Origin of the sequence: Caulobacter sp. BP25 (assembly GCF_002737755.1) — a bacterium.
Lineage (GTDB): Bacteria > Pseudomonadota > Alphaproteobacteria > Caulobacterales > Caulobacteraceae > Caulobacter.
In genome coordinates, this window is record NZ_PEGH01000018.1 from 561,907 (window position 1) to 577,380 (window position 15,474).

The 15,474-nt window shown below is 69.5% G+C and carries 17 protein-coding genes; 13 read left to right on the forward strand and 4 right to left on the reverse strand.

Annotation, left to right across the window (positions count from 1 at the left end; all coding sequences use genetic code 11):
- Position 1 precedes the first annotated feature (1 nt).
- The 3 genes from CSW59_RS16565 to CSW59_RS16575 form a co-directional block, all read right to left on the reverse strand.
- Positions 2-559, reverse strand: coding sequence for a TadE/TadG family type IV pilus assembly protein (locus CSW59_RS16565; RefSeq protein ID WP_099445067.1), 558 nt, complete (start codon positions 557-559; stop codon positions 2-4).
- On the reverse strand, positions 556-1,122 hold the full coding sequence (locus CSW59_RS16570) for a TadE/TadG family type IV pilus assembly protein (protein ID WP_099445068.1): 567 nt from the start codon (positions 1,120-1,122) through the stop codon (positions 556-558). Before CSW59_RS16570 ends, CSW59_RS16565 begins: the two co-directional genes overlap by 4 nt.
- Positions 1,123-1,208: 86 nt before the next feature.
- Positions 1,209-1,604: a pilus assembly protein N-terminal domain-containing protein gene (locus tag CSW59_RS16575; RefSeq protein ID WP_099445069.1), complete on the reverse strand. Its 396-nt coding sequence runs from the start codon at positions 1,602-1,604 to the stop codon at positions 1,209-1,211.
- Positions 1,605-1,919: 315 nt separating this feature from the next.
- On the opposite strand from CSW59_RS16575, the gene CSW59_RS16580 reads away from it, so the two are divergent.
- The 10 genes from CSW59_RS16580 (at position 1,920) to CSW59_RS16630 (ending at position 11,535) form a co-directional block, all read left to right on the forward strand.
- Entirely contained in the window at positions 1,920-2,108 is a 189-nt protein-coding gene (locus CSW59_RS16580; RefSeq protein WP_099445070.1) for a Flp family type IVb pilin, read from the forward strand.
- A gap of 182 nt (positions 2,109-2,290) precedes the next feature.
- A complete protein-coding gene (locus CSW59_RS16585) occupies positions 2,291-2,464 on the forward strand; it encodes a Flp family type IVb pilin (protein ID WP_099445071.1) in 174 nt (57 codons plus the stop codon).
- Between the two features lie 130 nt (positions 2,465-2,594).
- The gene (locus tag CSW59_RS16590) at positions 2,595-3,107 is read left to right on the forward strand and encodes a prepilin peptidase (RefSeq protein ID WP_099445072.1); all 513 of its coding nucleotides are present in this window, start codon (positions 2,595-2,597) and stop codon (positions 3,105-3,107) included.
- A 174-nt stretch (positions 3,108-3,281) separates the two neighbouring features.
- Positions 3,282-4,172, forward strand: coding sequence for a Flp pilus assembly protein CpaB (cpaB, locus tag CSW59_RS16595; RefSeq protein WP_099445073.1), 891 nt, complete (start codon positions 3,282-3,284; stop codon positions 4,170-4,172).
- Complete coding sequence (locus CSW59_RS16600) at positions 4,169-5,809, forward strand: type II and III secretion system protein family protein (RefSeq protein WP_099445074.1); 1,641 nt, start codon at positions 4,169-4,171, stop codon at positions 5,807-5,809. Before cpaB ends, CSW59_RS16600 begins: the two co-directional genes overlap by 4 nt.
- A 9-nt stretch (positions 5,810-5,818) precedes the next feature.
- Positions 5,819-6,505 carry a CpaD family pilus assembly lipoprotein gene (locus CSW59_RS16605; RefSeq protein ID WP_099445075.1) on the forward strand — a complete coding sequence of 229 codons (687 nt, stop codon included), beginning with the start codon at positions 5,819-5,821 and terminating at the stop codon, positions 6,503-6,505.
- Entirely contained in the window at positions 6,505-7,899 is a 1,395-nt protein-coding gene (locus CSW59_RS16610) for a CpaE family protein (RefSeq protein WP_099445076.1), read from the forward strand. Before CSW59_RS16605 ends, CSW59_RS16610 begins: the two co-directional genes overlap by 1 nt.
- Position 7,900: 1 nt before the next feature.
- Positions 7,901-9,376, forward strand: coding sequence for a CpaF family protein (locus CSW59_RS16615; RefSeq protein WP_099445077.1), 1,476 nt, complete (start codon positions 7,901-7,903; stop codon positions 9,374-9,376).
- A 6-nt stretch (positions 9,377-9,382) separates the two neighbouring features.
- On the forward strand, positions 9,383-10,360 hold the full coding sequence (locus CSW59_RS16620; RefSeq protein WP_099445078.1) for a type II secretion system F family protein: 978 nt from the start codon (positions 9,383-9,385) through the stop codon (positions 10,358-10,360).
- A 185-nt stretch (positions 10,361-10,545) separates the two neighbouring features.
- Positions 10,546-11,535: a type II secretion system F family protein gene (locus tag CSW59_RS16630; protein ID WP_099445079.1), complete on the forward strand. Its 990-nt coding sequence runs from the start codon at positions 10,546-10,548 to the stop codon at positions 11,533-11,535.
- A 6-nt stretch (positions 11,536-11,541) separates the two neighbouring features.
- Here the strand turns inward: CSW59_RS16630 and CSW59_RS16635 are convergent, their stop codons facing one another.
- The gene (locus CSW59_RS16635; protein ID WP_099445080.1) at positions 11,542-12,315 is read right to left on the reverse strand and encodes a tetratricopeptide repeat protein; all 774 of its coding nucleotides are present in this window, start codon (positions 12,313-12,315) and stop codon (positions 11,542-11,544) included.
- 87 nt (positions 12,316-12,402) lie between these two features.
- Between CSW59_RS16635 and CSW59_RS16640 the strand changes: the two genes are divergently transcribed.
- The 3 genes from CSW59_RS16640 to CSW59_RS16650 are packed head-to-tail and all read left to right on the forward strand — an operon-like array spanning position 12,403 to position 15,433.
- On the forward strand, positions 12,403-13,812 hold the full coding sequence (locus CSW59_RS16640; RefSeq protein WP_099445081.1) for a M17 family metallopeptidase: 1,410 nt from the start codon (positions 12,403-12,405) through the stop codon (positions 13,810-13,812).
- Positions 13,809-14,648, forward strand: a complete 840-nt coding sequence (locus tag CSW59_RS16645) for an NlpC/P60 family protein (protein ID WP_099445082.1) — start codon at positions 13,809-13,811, stop codon at positions 14,646-14,648. Before CSW59_RS16640 ends, CSW59_RS16645 begins: the two co-directional genes overlap by 4 nt.
- Positions 14,645-15,433: an alpha/beta hydrolase gene (locus CSW59_RS16650; protein ID WP_099445083.1), complete on the forward strand. Its 789-nt coding sequence runs from the start codon at positions 14,645-14,647 to the stop codon at positions 15,431-15,433. Before CSW59_RS16645 ends, CSW59_RS16650 begins: the two co-directional genes overlap by 4 nt.
- Positions 15,434-15,474: the final 41 nt, after the last annotated feature.

Here is a 15,474-nt window from a genome sequence, read left to right on the forward strand (position 1 = left end):
GTTAGCTGGCGACCGACCACAGCACCGCGTCCACCCGGCGCGGGCGCAGGTAGAGCGTGCGGTTGAAGGTCAGCGGCCTTGGCAGGACCAGCTGGATCGGCGAGCTGTAGACATAGGCGGCGCGGGCCAGGATCACGCTCTTGTTGGCGGGCAGCACGGCGTCGGGCACGTCGGTCAGGACCGCGCCCTGGGTCGGGCAGTTGGTCATGTCCCCCACCGAGGCCTGGGACCAGGCCACCGTATCCTTGCCGCTCGCGTCCGAAACCACGCTGGCGACGCACATCTTCAGGCTCGCCGTCGGAAACGGGGCCATGATGATCGCGCCGATATTGAAGATGTCGGTCATTCTGGCCGGGCCGGTCTGAGAGGCCTGGGCCGTCAGGTCGCCGATCGAGGAGGTGATGTTCGACAGCCGGCGCTGGGCCATCATCGCCTGGGTCATCTCGGCCATACCGCAGTAGAGCAAGATCAGGACGGGCGCGATCAGGGCGAACTCCACCGCCGACACGCCGCGCCGGTCGCGCCAGAAGCGCCGCTGGAAGGGCGGGCGGGCGCTCATTGCTCGTAGGGCTCGTTCATGAAGGCGGTCGCGGCGTAGATGATCCGCTTGCCGTCGACGCTGCGCACCCCGGTGTCCATCAGGGGCGTGACCAGCGGCCAGGTGTAATAGGCCCGGATCAGCACGATCGAACCGGCCTTGCCCGGGTCCCAGGCGGGCGTCTCGGGCGGGGCTGCGTCGGCGGCCGACGCGCCGACGCCGGCGAAGTCGGCATAGGTGCGTACGTCCAGCGACAGGGCGCCGGCGCAACGGTCGCCCAGCCAGTCCATCCTGCCGCACACCGCCGTCTTGAAGTCGCTGGCCGTGGTCTTGGCGCCCTGGACCTCGCCGGTGCGGATCGTGCGGCCGACGTCGATGATGGCGTTCTCAAGGGTCAGCGAGACCAGGAATACCAGCCCCAGTTCGATCATCGCCATGACCAGCATCAGGAACGGGATCGACACGAGCGCGAACTCGACGGTTGTCGCGCCCTGCTCGGCCCGCGCGAAGCGGGCGGCGGTCCGCGCCGGGCGGAGTCTGGCCAGCCTGCGCCGGGCGCGCGTGAGAAGGGAGCGATGGGCCATGCGGGCGGTGCGCCTCGTGAACGGACCACGAGCCTAGGGGGATCGGTCCTAATCACTGGTTAGAAAAGTCAGGCGTTTTCCGGCGGTCAGGGGCGCGAGGCGCTCGCGGCCGAGGGGAGCCGCGTACACTGGAGGCCGCAGGCATAGGTGCTGGTGGCTGCGCCGCGATAGACTGTGACGGAGCCGACGCCGCCTTCGGAGACCACGACCTGGCGGTCGGTCAGTGGGCGGCCGCCGGGGCCGTAGATCAGCAGGCTGGTGACGCCCGAACGCTTGCCCAGCACCACCAGGGTCCGCTCGTTGACGAGGCTGACGTCAGCGACCTCGGGATCGCCGATCACCACGTCGCGTATGGCGCTGTCCAGGGAAAGGGAGATCGCCTGACCCGCCGCCAGAGGCAAGGCGATCGGCCGCGACTGGGCGGCGGCCTCGACGTTTCCGGCGACCAGAAGTGCGGCGAAGATGAACGAAAAGCGGCGCATGGATGGCCTTGGGCTGATGCCGACGCCGTTCAGGATCGGGCTGATTGGTCAATAAAGGCCTAAGGGCGGCGCCGAGCGGTCCTGCTGCCAGTGTGGAAAGTTTCGAACTTTCAGTGAGTTGTGGCAGATTCAAGTGTCATGGTTAAGTCTTGATAATCATGAATTTGAATAAACTTATCTAAATATGAAATAAACCATTTCTAATTTACTACCAATTAAGTGCGGGGCGGGAATTTGGTCGTGTTCTTGAGGGGTGGGCAAGTCGAGCTGACTTGGAAGCCTCAAATCACAAGCCCTGGTTTTGGAGACCAAGTCATGACCAAGTTTGTCACGCGCTTCCTGAAGGATGAATCCGGCGCTACGGCCATCGAATACGGCCTGATCGTCGCCCTGATCGCCGTTGTGATCGTGACCGCCGTCACGACGCTTGGCACCAAGCTCAGCACGTCTTTCGGCAAGGCCGGCGAAGCGATCGAAAAGACCCCGGCGGCCGCCGCCAGCTAAACGCCGGCGTCAAAGCATCGCTTAGAGAAAGGCCGGGGCTTCCCGGCCTTTTTTCTTTTCGGCCCATGAGGTTCGAACAGAGCGTTACTCGGTAATACGGAATTAACCTCGGCGAATAACGTGAAATTCACGGCGCCGCAGGTAGGTTGAGTTTCATCGGATCACCCTTTGGAAACCGCGCTGTGACCCAACTAATCAAGGCTTTCGCCAAGGACGAGTCCGGCGTCGCGGGCATCCAGTACGGCCTTTTCGTCGCCGTGATCGCGGTGATCACCACCGTCTGCGTCACCGGCCTGGGCGTCGTGTTCAGCCCTTCGGCGCGGGTCACCGGCGTGGGCGTCGGCGTCGGCGAATAACTTCACTTCTTGCTCCCTGGCAGCGAGGGGCCGCGACGCGGGGGCGTCGCGGCCCCTTTGTCTTTGGGGAAACCATTGCTTCACGGGTCGCGACGCAGGATGCGCCCGTCCTCAACAGGCGCGCGACGCGATGCAGTCTCTCCAGATCTTGCTGCTGCTGGTCTTTCCAGCCCTGGCCATTGTCGGGGCCCTGAAGGACCTCACCAGCTATACGATCCCCAACTGGGTCTCGCTGGCCCTCGTGGCCGCCTTCGTTCCGGCCGCCCTGGTCAGCGGGGCGCCTCTGGGCGGGGTCGGTCTGTGCCTGGCCGCAGGCTTTGGCGCGCTGGTTCTGGGCATGGGCATGTTCGCGGCCGGATGGATCGGCGGCGGCGACGGTAAGCTCTTGGCCGCCTGCGCGCTGTGGATGGGCTGGCCGGCGGTGCTGCCGTTCCTGCTGTACACCGCCCTGGCGGGCGGGGCGCTGACCTTCGCCATCCTGGCCCTGCGGTCGGGCTGGGTCGCGCCGATCGTGGCTGGAGGGCCCGCCTGGGTGCGCCGGCTGGGCCAGCAGGGCGGGGCGCTGCCCTACGGCGTGGCCATCGCCGCCGGCGCCCTGATCGCGTTCCCCGAAGCGCTTTTGGTTCAAGGTGTTCTGGGTTGAGGGCGTGACCGCCCGCCGCAGGTGACGGCGCGCGGCGTTAACCGGAATTTCAGTCCTCGTTAACCATAAGCGGACGACCATGCGCTTCGGCCAGAAAGGCCGGTGTTGAATCGCGCGTGCTCGCCCGGAGGCGGCCCCGGTTTTCCAGAGTGACCGCACGAGTTCCGCCCGCGCATGAGCCCCGTCCGCCTCCTGATCGTTCTGGTCGCCGCCGTCTGCGCCATCGGCATGGCCGTGGTGCTGCAGCGCGCGCTGGGCGTTAAGGCGGACAAGCCACTCGCCGCCGCCGCCGCGCCGGCCGCCGCGCCGACCAAGCCGATGACCCAGGTGCTGGTGGCCAAGCATGACCTGGCCGTTGGCGCTCGCCTGACTCAGGCCGATATCGACTGGCTGGCCTGGCCCTCCGACTCCGTCAACGCCGCCTTCATCACCAACGGCGCGGCCCCGCCCCCCGGCGAGGGCAAGACCGAAGGCGCGGTCGCCCTGGCCAAGGCCGCCGTCACCGGCCAGATGGTCGGCGGCGATCCGGCTATGGCCCTTGAGGGCGCCATTGTCCGCGACCCTATCCTGGCTGGCGAGCCCATCACCACGCGCAAGATCGTGCGGGGCGGCGAGGGCGGCTATCTGTCGGTCGTGCTCACGCCGGGCAAGCGGGCCGTCGCCGTGCCGGTCTCGGCCGACACCACCGCCGGCGGCTTCATCCTGCCCGGCGACCGCGTCGACGTGCTTTCGACCCGGGACGCCCCCATGCCCAGCGCCGGCGGCGGCCGGGTGATCGTCGGCGAGACCGTGCTGCGCAATGTCCGCGTCCTGGCGCTCGACCAAAAGACCGCCGCCGATAAGGACGCCAAGACGATGGTCGCCGCCACCGCCACGCTGGAGGTCGGCGCGGCCGAGGCCGAGGCCCTGGCCAGCGCCAAGGCCGGCGGGCCGGTCACCCTGGCTTTGCGCGCCTATACCGACATGGGCGCGCCCTCGGGCGGCGTCGCCGCGCCGCCGACCGAGGCGGCCGCCGTCCGGATCAATCGCGGCGGTCAGACCACGGTCATGGCGGTGCGTCCGTGAGCCGCCGCCTGCTGACCGTCCATCTGGCCGCCCTGCTGGGCCTGAGTACGGCCACGCCGGTCCTGGCCGACGGTCCCGTGCGCGGCTCGCACGTCTATCCATCTGTCCCTCGCGCCACGCCGCGGTCGCCGGCGTCGGCCATGACGTCGACCTTGGCGAGCGGCCAGGTCGCCCGTGTGGTCCTGACCGCCGACCAGACCGCCGCCACCCTGGAGTTGGCCAAGGGCAAGTCGGCGATCGTCGAGCTGCCGTCGGATGTTCGCGACCTGCTGGTCACCAGCCCGACCGTCGCCGACGCCGTGCTACGCGACCGTCGCCGGGTCTATATCGTGGGCCTGGCCGAGGGCGTCACTGACGCGGCCTTTTTCGACGACGCTGGCCGCCGGATCCTGTCGCTGTCGATCAAGGTCGCCCAGCCGGTCGACCAGCTGGCCGACACCCTGAACCGCGTCTTGCCCGAGGCGAAGATCGAGGTCCGGCCGATCCGCGACAGCGTGGTCCTGAGCGGCTTGGTCCGCACGCCCGCCCAGTCCGACGCGGCCGCCCGCATCGCCGCCCAGTATGTCGGCGGCGCGGACAAGGTGCTGAACATGCTGGCTATCGCTGGCAAGGACCAGGTGATGCTGCAGGTCCGCATCGTCGAGGTGCAGCGCAACGTCATCAAGCAACTGGGCGTCTCGACCGACAATCTGCTGAACGACGGCTTCAAGTCCTACACGGTGGGGCGCGAGAACACCTTCGGCGTCAATGGCGCGCTGCTGGGCGGCGGCGGGGCCTGCTACGGCCGCGACAATCTCCGCACGAGAAACTTCAGCAACAGCAGCAACGCTTCCAGCCAGACCACGACCAACACGTCGAGCGGCGACTCCGCCAACGGGACGTCCAGCGCGGTCAGCAATGCGATCAGCAGCGCGGCCTCGGCCGCGTGGTCGGCCACGACGGGCAACAGCCTGGGCGCCTGTCTTTCGGCCTTCGAGCGCGTGGGCCTGGTGCGCACCCTGGCTGAGCCCAACCTGACCGCCGTCTCGGGCGAGGCTGGCCACTTCCTGGTCGGCGGCGAGTTCCCGGTGCCCACCGGCAGCGACGACACGGGCCGGGTCTCGATCGAGTTCAAGCCCTACGGCGTGGGCCTGGGCTACACGCCGGTGGTGATGTCGGGCGGCCGCATCTCGCTGAAACTGTCGACCGAGGTGTCGGAGCTGTCCAGCCTGGGCGCCTTCACGCTCAGCAATGGTTCGGCGTCGTCGGCGCTGACGGTGCCGGGGCTGTCGGTCCGCCGCGCCGAGACGACCGTCGAGCTGCCGTCCGGCGGGTCGCTGATGATCGCGGGCCTGCTGCAGCAGACCACCAAGCAGGCGATCGACTCCCTGCCGGGCATGACCAACATGCCGATCCTGGGCTCGTTGTTCCGCTCGCGCGATTTTCTCAATGGCGAGACCGAGCTGGTGATCATCGTCACGCCCTACATCGTCGATCCGGCCAGGCCGCGCGACCTGCAGACGCCGGCCGACGGGCTGGACCTGGCGGGTGACATGAGCACGGTTCTGCTGGGACGGTTGAACCAGGTCGTCAAGGCGCCGCCGGGCGCCAATGCGGGGCGCGCCTACCAGGGCCCCGTGGGCTATGTGATCGAGTAGGACGCCGCCATGACGCACGCTCCCGTCAAGACCGTCCTGAAAGGCTGCCTCTGGCTTGCGGCCCTGGCCAGCCTGGCCGCCTGTGCGACCCAGACCGCCCCGGTCCAGCGCCCCCTGGCCGCGACCGCCACCCAGACCTGGGCCGAGCGGGTCAAGGTGGCCCCGGCCCCTGACGAAATCCTGCTGGCGGTTCACGCCAGCGGCCTTTCGGACAATCAGCGGGCGGCGCTGCAGGCCCTGGTCGGCCGCTGGCTGGAGGCCGAAGGCCGCGAGCTGACGGTGACCGCGCCCAGCGACGCGGGCGCCATGGCCGTCCAGGTGCGCGAGCGCTTGATCTTCCTGGGCGCGCCCGCCGCCCACGTGCGCATCGTGGCCGCCGATCCGGCCGCGCCGCGCGATCCGGTCCTGCGCGTCGGCTTCGTCCGCTATCAGGTCGAGACGCCCAAGTGCGGCCAGGCCTGGGAGAGCCTGACCGCGACCCGCGACAACCGGGCTTATGAGAACTTCGGCTGCGCCATCGCCGCCAACATGGCCGCCCAGGTCGCGAACCCCGAGGACCTTGTCCGGCCGCGCGACACGGCGCCCGCCGACGCCGGCCGGCGCGACACCGTGCTGGGCAAGTACCGGCGCGGCCAGATCACCAGCTCGGCGCGCGACGACCAGGCCAGCGGCTCGATTTCCAGGGCGATCCCCTGATGGCGCCGGCCGACAACGATCCTTTCAATCTGGGCCTCGAGGAGGCCGAGAGCTTCACCACGGGTCCGGCCGATCCCTGGCGCGCCTCGGCGCCGCCGGCGCTGGAGCCGACGCTGGGCGGGTTCGAGGACCCGCTGGCGTCGCGCGGACCGTCCAGCGCGGCTAGCGCGCCGCCGCCGATCACCGACAGTGGCTTGGGCGGGGCGGTGGTCCCGCGCGTGACCATCCACGCCTTCTGCGCTCGAACCGAGACCGCCGCCCTGCTGGAGCACGCGGCCAAGGACCGGCGCATGGCGCGGGCGACCACGGTCGTCCGGATGGGCGGCCTGGCCGCGGCCGTCGACGCCTACCAGGACCACCCGACGCCCTCGCTGGTGTTGGTCGAATGCCTGGACGACGCCCAGCGGCTGCTGGACCGCCTGGACGCCCTGGCCCAGGTCTGCGACGCGGGGACCAAGGTCGTGGTGATCGGCCAGGCCAACGACATCACGCTCTATCGCGAGCTGATGCGGCGCGGCGTCAGCGAGTACCTGACCCCGCCGCTGTCGGCCCTGTCGGTGATCCGCGCGATCGCCGAGCTCTACGCCGATCCGTCTGCGCCCTTCGTGGGCCGCCAGGTGGCGTTCGTCGGGGCCAAGGGCGGGGTGGGGGCCTCGACCCTGGCCCACAACTTCGCCTGGACGATGGCCGAGCGGCTGCAGACGGCGACCGTGCTGGCGGACCTGGACTTGGCCTTCGGCACCGCCGGCCTCGACTTTAACCAGGACCCGGTGCAGGGGGTGTTCGACGCCCTCAGCCAGCCCGACCGCCTCGATCCCGTGCTGATGGACCGGATGATGGTCCGCTGCGGCGATCGCCTGTCGCTGTTCGCCGCCCCCGCGACCCTGGACGACGACTACGAGATCGGCGCCGACGCCTTCGACGAGGTCACCCACCGCATCCGCGCCGCCGCGCCCTATGTCGTGCTGGACCTGCCGCACGTCTGGAGCGCCTGGACCCGTCGCGTACTGCTGGGCTCGGACGAGCTGGTCGTGGTGGCCACGCCGGATCTGGCCTCCCTGCGCAACGCCAAGAACATGATCGACCTGGTGCGCGCCGCCCGCCCCAACGACGCGCCGCCGCGCCTGGTGCTCAATCAGGTCGGCGTCCCTGGTCGGCCGGAAATCCCTGTCAAGGATTTCGGCGAGGCCCTGGGCCTGGCGCCCTCGCTGGTGCTGCCGTTCGATCCCAAGCCCTACGGCCTGGCGGCCAATAACGGCCAGATGCTGGCCGAGATCGCGCCGCGCTCCAAGGCCGCCGAAGGGATCGAGCAGCTGGCCCGGCTGATCAGCCGCCGCGAGCCGCCGATGGCCGCGAAGGGCTCGCTGCTGTCGGCGCTGTTCAAGAAGGGCTGAGATGTTCGGCAAGCGCGCCCCGTCCGCCGAACAGAAGGCGCCGCCCCCCGCTTCGGCGGAGGGCGCGCCGATCGCCACGCGGCCTCGGCGGATCGAGACGCCCGCCGCCGAGCCGATCGCGCCGCCACCCAAGGTGACCGGCCCGCCGCCGCGCGCCCTGGCCAACCAGGCCGCGCCGCCGGCTGCGCCAATCGTCCGTGAACAGAGCGACTACTACCACCTCACCAAGACGACGATCTTCAACGCCCTGCTCAACACCATCGACCTGTCGCAGCTGGCCCAGCTGGACCAGCGCCAGGCGGCGGAAGAGATCCGCGACATCGTCGCCGAACTGGTGGCGATCAAGAACGTCTCGATGTCGGTGTCCGAGCAGGAGGCCCTGGTCCAGGACATTACCAACGACGTCCTCGGCTATGGTCCGCTGGAGCCCCTGCTGGCCCGCGACGACATCGCCGACATCATGGTCAATGGCGCGCACCGGGTGTTCATCGAGGTCGGCGGCAAGGTTCAGCTGACCAATGTCCGCTTCCGCGACAACCAGCAGCTGATGAACATCTGCCAGCGGATCGTCAGTCAGGTCGGCCGGCGCGTCGACGAGAGCAGCCCGATCTGCGACGCCCGCCTGCCCGACGGCAGCCGCGTCAATGTCATCGCCCCGCCGCTGGCGCTGGATGGTCCGACCCTGACCATCCGCAAGTTCCGACGCGACAAGCTGACGATGAAGAACCTGGTGGAGTACGCCTCCATCAGCCCCGAAGGCGCGCGGGTGCTGGGCGTGATCGGCGCTTGCCGCTGCAATGTAATCATCTCGGGCGGCACCGGCTCGGGCAAGACCACCTTGCTCAACACCATGACCGCCTTCATCGACCCCACCGAGCGGGTTGTGACCTGCGAGGACGCCGCCGAGCTGCAACTGCAGCAGCCGCACGTGGTGCGCCTGGAGACCCGGCCGCCGAACCTGGAAGGGCAGGGGTCGGTGACGATGCGCGATCTGGTCCGAAACTGCCTGCGCATGCGGCCCGAGCGGATCATCGTCGGCGAAGTGCGTGGGCCCGAGGCCTTTGATCTCTTGCAGGCGATGAACACCGGCCACGACGGCTCGATGGGCACCCTGCACGCCAACAGCCCGCGCGAGGCGCTCAGCCGCGTCGAGAGCATGATCACCATGGGCGGCTATGGCCTGCCGTCCAAGACCATCAAGGAGATGATCGTCGGCTCGGTCGATGTGATCATCCAGGCCGCCCGCCTGCGCGATGGCAGCCGCCGCATCACCCACATCACCGAGGTCGTGGGGCTGGAGGGCGACGTGGTCGTGACCCAGGACCTGTTCGTCTACGACATCACCGGCGAGGACGAGCACGGCCACGTCCTGGGCCGTCACCGCTCGACCGGCATCGCCCGCCCCAAGTTCTGGGACCGCGCCCGCTATTACGGCCTTGAGCGCGAGCTGGCCGAAGCCCTCGACGCGGCGGAGTAGGCGGCGATGCTGTTCATCCTCGCCGGGGTCCTGGGCTTCATCACCATCGCGGGCCTGGGCTTTGCGTTCGTGGGCGATGACAGCCAGGCGTCCAAGGGCGCCAAGCGCGCTCAAGTGATCGGCGCGGGCGGGGCCGACCGCCAGGCCGCCAAGGGCAAACCGGCGGCCAACCCGAACGAGCTGCGCCGCCAGACGATCCTGAAGGCGCTGAAGGAGCAGGAGCGCAAGCAGAAGAAGGCCACCTTGAGCATCGCCGCGCGGATGCAGGCGGCGGGTCTGGGCGCCCATGTCCAGCTGTTCTGGATCGTCAGCCTGGCGCTCGCCCTCGGCGTCGTCCTGCTCGTCCTGGTCTTGGGCCAGAGCATCTGGATCGCCCTGGGCGCGGGCTTCGCGGCGGGGCTTGGCCTGCCGCGCTGGGTGCTGGCCGCCCTGTCCCAGAACCGCATCCGCAAGTTCACCGAGGCCTTCTCCGACGCTATCGACATCATCGTGCGCGGCATCAAGTCGGGCCTGCCGCTGCACGACTGCCTGCGCATTATCGGCCAGGAGAGCCCCGAGCCCCTGGCCGGTGAGTTTCGCATGCTGACCGAGAACATGGCCATGGGCGTGCCGCTGGACGCGGCGCTGGACAAGATGCACGAGCGCATGCCGACCAACGAGCTGCGCTTCTTCGCCATCGTCCTGGCCATCCAGCAGAAGACCGGCGGCAACCTGGCCGAGGCGCTGGGCAACCTCTCGACCGTCCTGCGCGCCCGCAAGATGATGAAGGAGAAGATCAAGGCGCTGTCGGCCGAAGCGGTCGCCTCGACCGCGATCCTAGGCGCTTTGCCGCCCGGTATCGTGGTTCTGATCACCGTCACCTCGCCGGCCTATATGAAGCCGCTGTTCACCGACCCGCGCGGCCACCTGATGCTGCTGGCGGCGGCGATCTGGATGAGCATCGGCGTCTTGGTGATGCGCAAGATGATCAACTTCAAGTTCTGAGGGGGACTCATGAGCATCCGTCCCTTTCCCCCGACCTCCCCGGCGAATGCCGGGGCCCAGATTCATCCGGAGCGTTTTGGGTGTTCGCGCCCTTGCGCTGCGCTTAAGCCTCAGACTCCTCCGCGTTCGATCTGGACCCCGGCATTCGCTGGGGAAATCGGGTCGAGGAATAGGGGCCCCGTCGCATGACGCTCGCCGAGACCCTGACCGATCCCTCGAACCTCTTGACCGCGTTCATCGCGGTCGTGGTGTTCGCCACCATCATCACCCTGGCCTCGCCGCTGATGCGCGACAACGGGCTGGAGGGGCGGCTGAAGTCGGTGGCCGATCGCCGCGAAGAGCTGCGCCGCCGCTCGCGCGAGGCCCTGGCCCAGCGGCATGGGGCGGGGATCGCCGGCACGCTGCGCCACCAGGACGAGGGGCTTTACAAGAAGGTCGTCGAGCGGCTGCAGCTGTCGCGTCTGCTGGAGGATCCCAAGGTCGTCGACAAGCTGGCCCAGGCCGGCTTCCGGGGCCCTCGGCCGGTGACGACCTTCTACTTCTTCCGCTTCGTGGCGCCGTTCGTGTTCGCCGCGGTGGTGGCGGCCTATCTCTACGCCGTGAACGACTTTGGCCTGCTGCCGGTCCAGAAGCTGTGCGCCTGCGTGGCGGCCCTGGCGTTCGGCTACTACGCGCCCAACGTCTACATCACCAACATCGCCCAGAAGCGCCGCGAGTCGATCGTGGCGGCCTTTCCCGACGCGCTGGACCTGCTGCTGATCTGCGTCGAAAGCGGCATGTCGGTCGAGGCGGCGATCCAGAAGGTCGGCTCAGAGATCGGGGCCCAGTCGATGGAGCTGGCCGAGGAGCTGAGCCTGCTGACCGCCGAGCTGTCCTACCTGCCCGAACGCCGTCAGGCCTATGAGAACCTGGCCCGCCGCACCAACCATCCGGGCGTCAAGTCGGTGGCCACGGCCATGATCCAGGCCGAGCGCTACGGCACGCCGCTGGGCGCGGCGCTACGGGTGATGGCCAAGGAGAACCGGGAGCTGCGCCTGTCGGCCGCCGAGAAGAAGGCCACGGCCCTGCCGGCCAAGCTGACCGTGCCGATGATCCTGTTCTTCCTGCCGGTGCTGTTCATCGTCATCCTGGGCCCGGCGATCATCAAGGTGCAGGACGTCTTCGCCGGGCGGTGAGGGCGGTCAGCGCCCCCCGCCGGCCTTCAGCGCATCCCACGTTCGGCCGCTCTGTCCGAGCGCGGCGCGGAGATAGGCCAGGTTGTTGGCGACCTGCTCGGGCGGCAGGTCGGCGCGGGCCAGTTTCTCGGCTTCCGGCAGACGGCCTTGCAGGCCGATCACCAGAGCCAGGTTCTGCCGCGCTTGAATCCCCGCCGAGGGCAGGGCGACCGCGCGGCGCAGCTGGGCCTCTGCGCCGGCCAGATCGCCCTTGGCGGCCAGGTGCATGGCGTAGTTGGTCAGCGGCGTAGCCACGTTCGGCGCCAGGGCCAGGGCCTGGCGATGGGCCGCCTCGGCCTCTTCGCCGCGTTGGGCCTGCTCATAGGCCACGGCCAGCAGGGTCAGGGGCCGCCAGTCCCTGGGCGCCAGGCTCGCGGCCTTGCGGGCCGGTTCGATGGCGTAGAAGCCCTGGCCGCGCGCGATGTGGGCGCGGGCCAGCTCCAGCAGCAGGGCCTGATCGTCAGGATGGGCTATGAGCGCCTTGGCGGCGACCTCGGCGGCGTCGTCGTTGCGGCCAAGGCCGCGCAGCGCCTGGGCCAGGCCCATGCCGGCCTCGGCGTCGGTGGCGTTCGCCTGGAACTCGGCGCCCCAGAAGGCCGCGCGCGCCAGCGGGTCCAGCCGCCCGGCCTCCGCGCGCTGCTGGGCATCAGCCGCCAGGGCGCCGCCGCTTGCGCAAAGGCTCGCCAGCGCCAGGACGGCGGGGGCGAGAACGGTTGCGAGGCGCGCGCGCTTGCGACACATGGGAAGACGAGTCTCCGAAAAGAGCCCTGCCATGATCGGCCAGGCCCTTAAAGGAAGCGTTAAGCATAATTTCGAAGAGGCCCGCCGATGTCCGACGCCACGCATCCGATCCTCAGCCAGGGTGAGACCGGCGCCATCCCGGTCCATCCGTTGGCCGAGGGCGAGGTCGAGGCGTTCCTGGCCCGCAAACGCGGTCCGGTGCGGACCTTCGCGGCCGCCAACAGGTTCACCGGCAAGCTTGGGCAGGTGCTGGCCGTGCCCGGCGCCAGCGGCGCGGTCGAGCAGGTGCTGCTCGGTCTGGGGGCCGGCCGTGTCGATCCGTCGCTGTTTCGGACCCTGGCCGGCAAGCTGCCCGCCGGCGACTACGCGCTCGCCAAGCTGCCCAAGGGGATCGACGCCGAGCAGGCGGCGCTGGCCTTCGCGCTCGGGACCTATCGCTTCGACCGCTACAAGAAGCACGGCGAGCCGATCGCCAGGCTGGTCGCGCCCAAGGGTGTCGACGCCGCCGCCGTCACCGCCATGGCCCACGCCTGCGCCCTGGCCCGCGACATGGTCAATACTCCGGCCAACGACATGGGCCCGCTGCAGATCGAGACGATCGCCGGCGAGATCGCCCAGAAGTACGGCGCGACCCTGTCGGTGGTGCGCGGCGATGACTTGCTGAAAGAGAACTATCCCGCCGTTCACGCCGTGGGCCGCGCGGCCGTCCCCTCGCGCGCGCCGCGCATGATCGAGGTGACCTGGGGCGATCCCGCTCACCCCGTGCTGGCGCTGGTCGGCAAGGGCGTGGTGTTCGACACCGGCGGCCTCGACATCAAGCCCTCGGCCGGGATGCGGCTGATGAAGAAGGACATGGGCGGTGCCGCCCACGCCCTGGCGCTGGGCCGGATGGTGATGGAGGCCGGCCTGCCGGTGCGCCTCGTCATCCTGACCCCGGTGGTCGAGAACGCCATCGCCGGCGACGCCATGCGGCCGGGCGACGTACTCCAGACGCGCGCGGGCCTCACCGTCGAGGTCGGCAACACCGACGCCGAGGGTCGCCTGATCCTGGCCGACGCCCTGACCCGCGCCGCCGAGCTCAAGCCCGCCCTGACCCTGGATTTCGCCACCCTGACCGGCGCGGCGCGGATCGCCATGGGCCCGTTCGTGATCCCGTTCTGGACCAGCGACGACAAGCTGGCCGGCCAGATCGAGGCGGCGTCCAAGGCGGTGGCCGACCCGCTGTGGCGCCTGCCGTTGACGGAGGCGTATCGCGACGCGCTGGACAGCGACATCGCCGACCTGAAGAACGATCCCGACGGCTGGGCCCAGGCGGGCGCGACGACGGCGGCTCTGTTCCTGCAGCGCTTCGCCCCCTCCGGAGAGGATATCGGCCCCTGGGCGCACTTCGACGTCTTCGCCTGGAACCCCAAGGGCCGGCCGGGCTGTCCGGTCGGGGCCGAGGTCCAGGCGATCCGCGCCGTCTTCGCCATGCTGCGCGCGCGGTTCGCCCGATGAGCGCGCCCGATCGCCGTCTGACCCTCGTTCGCGACGGCCTCGCCGATCGCCGGCTTGAGGGCCTGGTCGCCGCCGAGCGCTTCGTCGACGTGACGCCGATGCAGGTCAGCGCGCCGCTGGCCAGTCTGCGCGTGGCGCCGCAGCCCGACGCCGAGCAGGAAGACCAGGTGCTGTTTGGCGAGACGTTCGACGTGCTGTTCGAGACCGGCGAGTTCGCCTTCGGCCAGGCCCGCCGCGACCGCTATGTCGGCTATGTGCCGATCGAGGCCCTGTCGGCGCCGGTCCGAACGCCTGAGCATCGCGTTTCGGCGTTACGGACCTACGCCTTCGCCGAGCCGGACATCAAGTCGGCCATTGTCGGCCTCTATAGCCTGAACACCCTGGTCACGATCGAGGCGCGCGAGGGCCGCTTCGTGAAGGGCGCACGCACGGGCTGGTTCGTCGAGCATCACCTGGCCCCGATCGGCCAGTTCGAGACCGACTATGTCGCGATCGCCCAGCGGTTCCTGGGCGCGCCCTACCAGTGGGGCGGCCGCGAGAGCCTAGGCCTGGACTGCTCGGGCCTGATCCAGCAGGCGCTCTATGCCTGTGGCCGAGCCTGCCCGCGCGACACCGACCTGCAGCGCGGCTTTTTCCCGGAGATCGCGCAGGCCGAGCGCCAGCGCGGCGATCTCGTCTTCTGGAAGGGGCATGTGGCGATCCTGCTGGACCCCGACACCATCCTGCACGCCAACGCCCACCACATGGCCGTGGCGATCGAACCGCTGGCCGAGGCGATCGCGCGGATCGAAGCCTCTGGCGTCGGCGCGCCGCTGGGTTATAGACGCGTCGCATGAGCCAACCTGAAGTTCTCGCGCTTAGCCCCGGCCCCGCCAATGCCTTGGAGGGCCCGGCGCCCAACCGCGTGATCGAGACCGTCTCGCGCGGCGAGTTGCACGCCTATCGCGTCGCATCCCCCAAGGGGCGGGTGCTGGTCTGTCCCGGCGGCGGCTATCTGCGGCTGATGATCGACAGCGAGGGGAGCGAGATCGCCGCCTGGCTGAACAGCCTGGGCTACGACGCCTATGTGCTGGCCCACCGCCTGCCGGGTGCTGCGGGAGAGGGCGCGAACGGCGTCTGGCCCTTCGATATCGCCCTGACGGACGGGCTGGCGGCGCTGGACGTCATTCCGAGGGACCTGCCTCGCTTCGTGCTGGGCCTGTCGTCCGGCGGCCACCTGGCCGGCGTCCTGGCCTGCCAGCCGGGCGCGGACCTGGCGGGCGTGCTGATCGCCTACGCGCCGATCAACGCCAATCACCGCGCCTACAAGGCCCCGGCCGGCAAGCCCGACTATCCGCCGCCGCAGAAGCAGGCCTTCTACGACGCCTGGCCGATCGGGATTTCGGGAGAGCCGCACGGTATCCCGCGCTGTCCCGTGTTCCTGGCCTACGCCCTGATGGATCAGGCCGTACCGGTCGAGCACGCCCTGAACCTGATCAAGACCGCCCGCGACGCGGGGCTGGATCTCGACGCCCACGTGTTCGGAACCGCGCCGCACGGCTTTAGCCTGCGCGAACGCGACGGAACCCAGGCCGCCTGGCCGGACTTGGCGGCGGACTGGATGGCGCGGAAGGGGCTCTAGACGGATCGCCATTCAAAGCAGAGAACAAGCCCCGCCTTCCT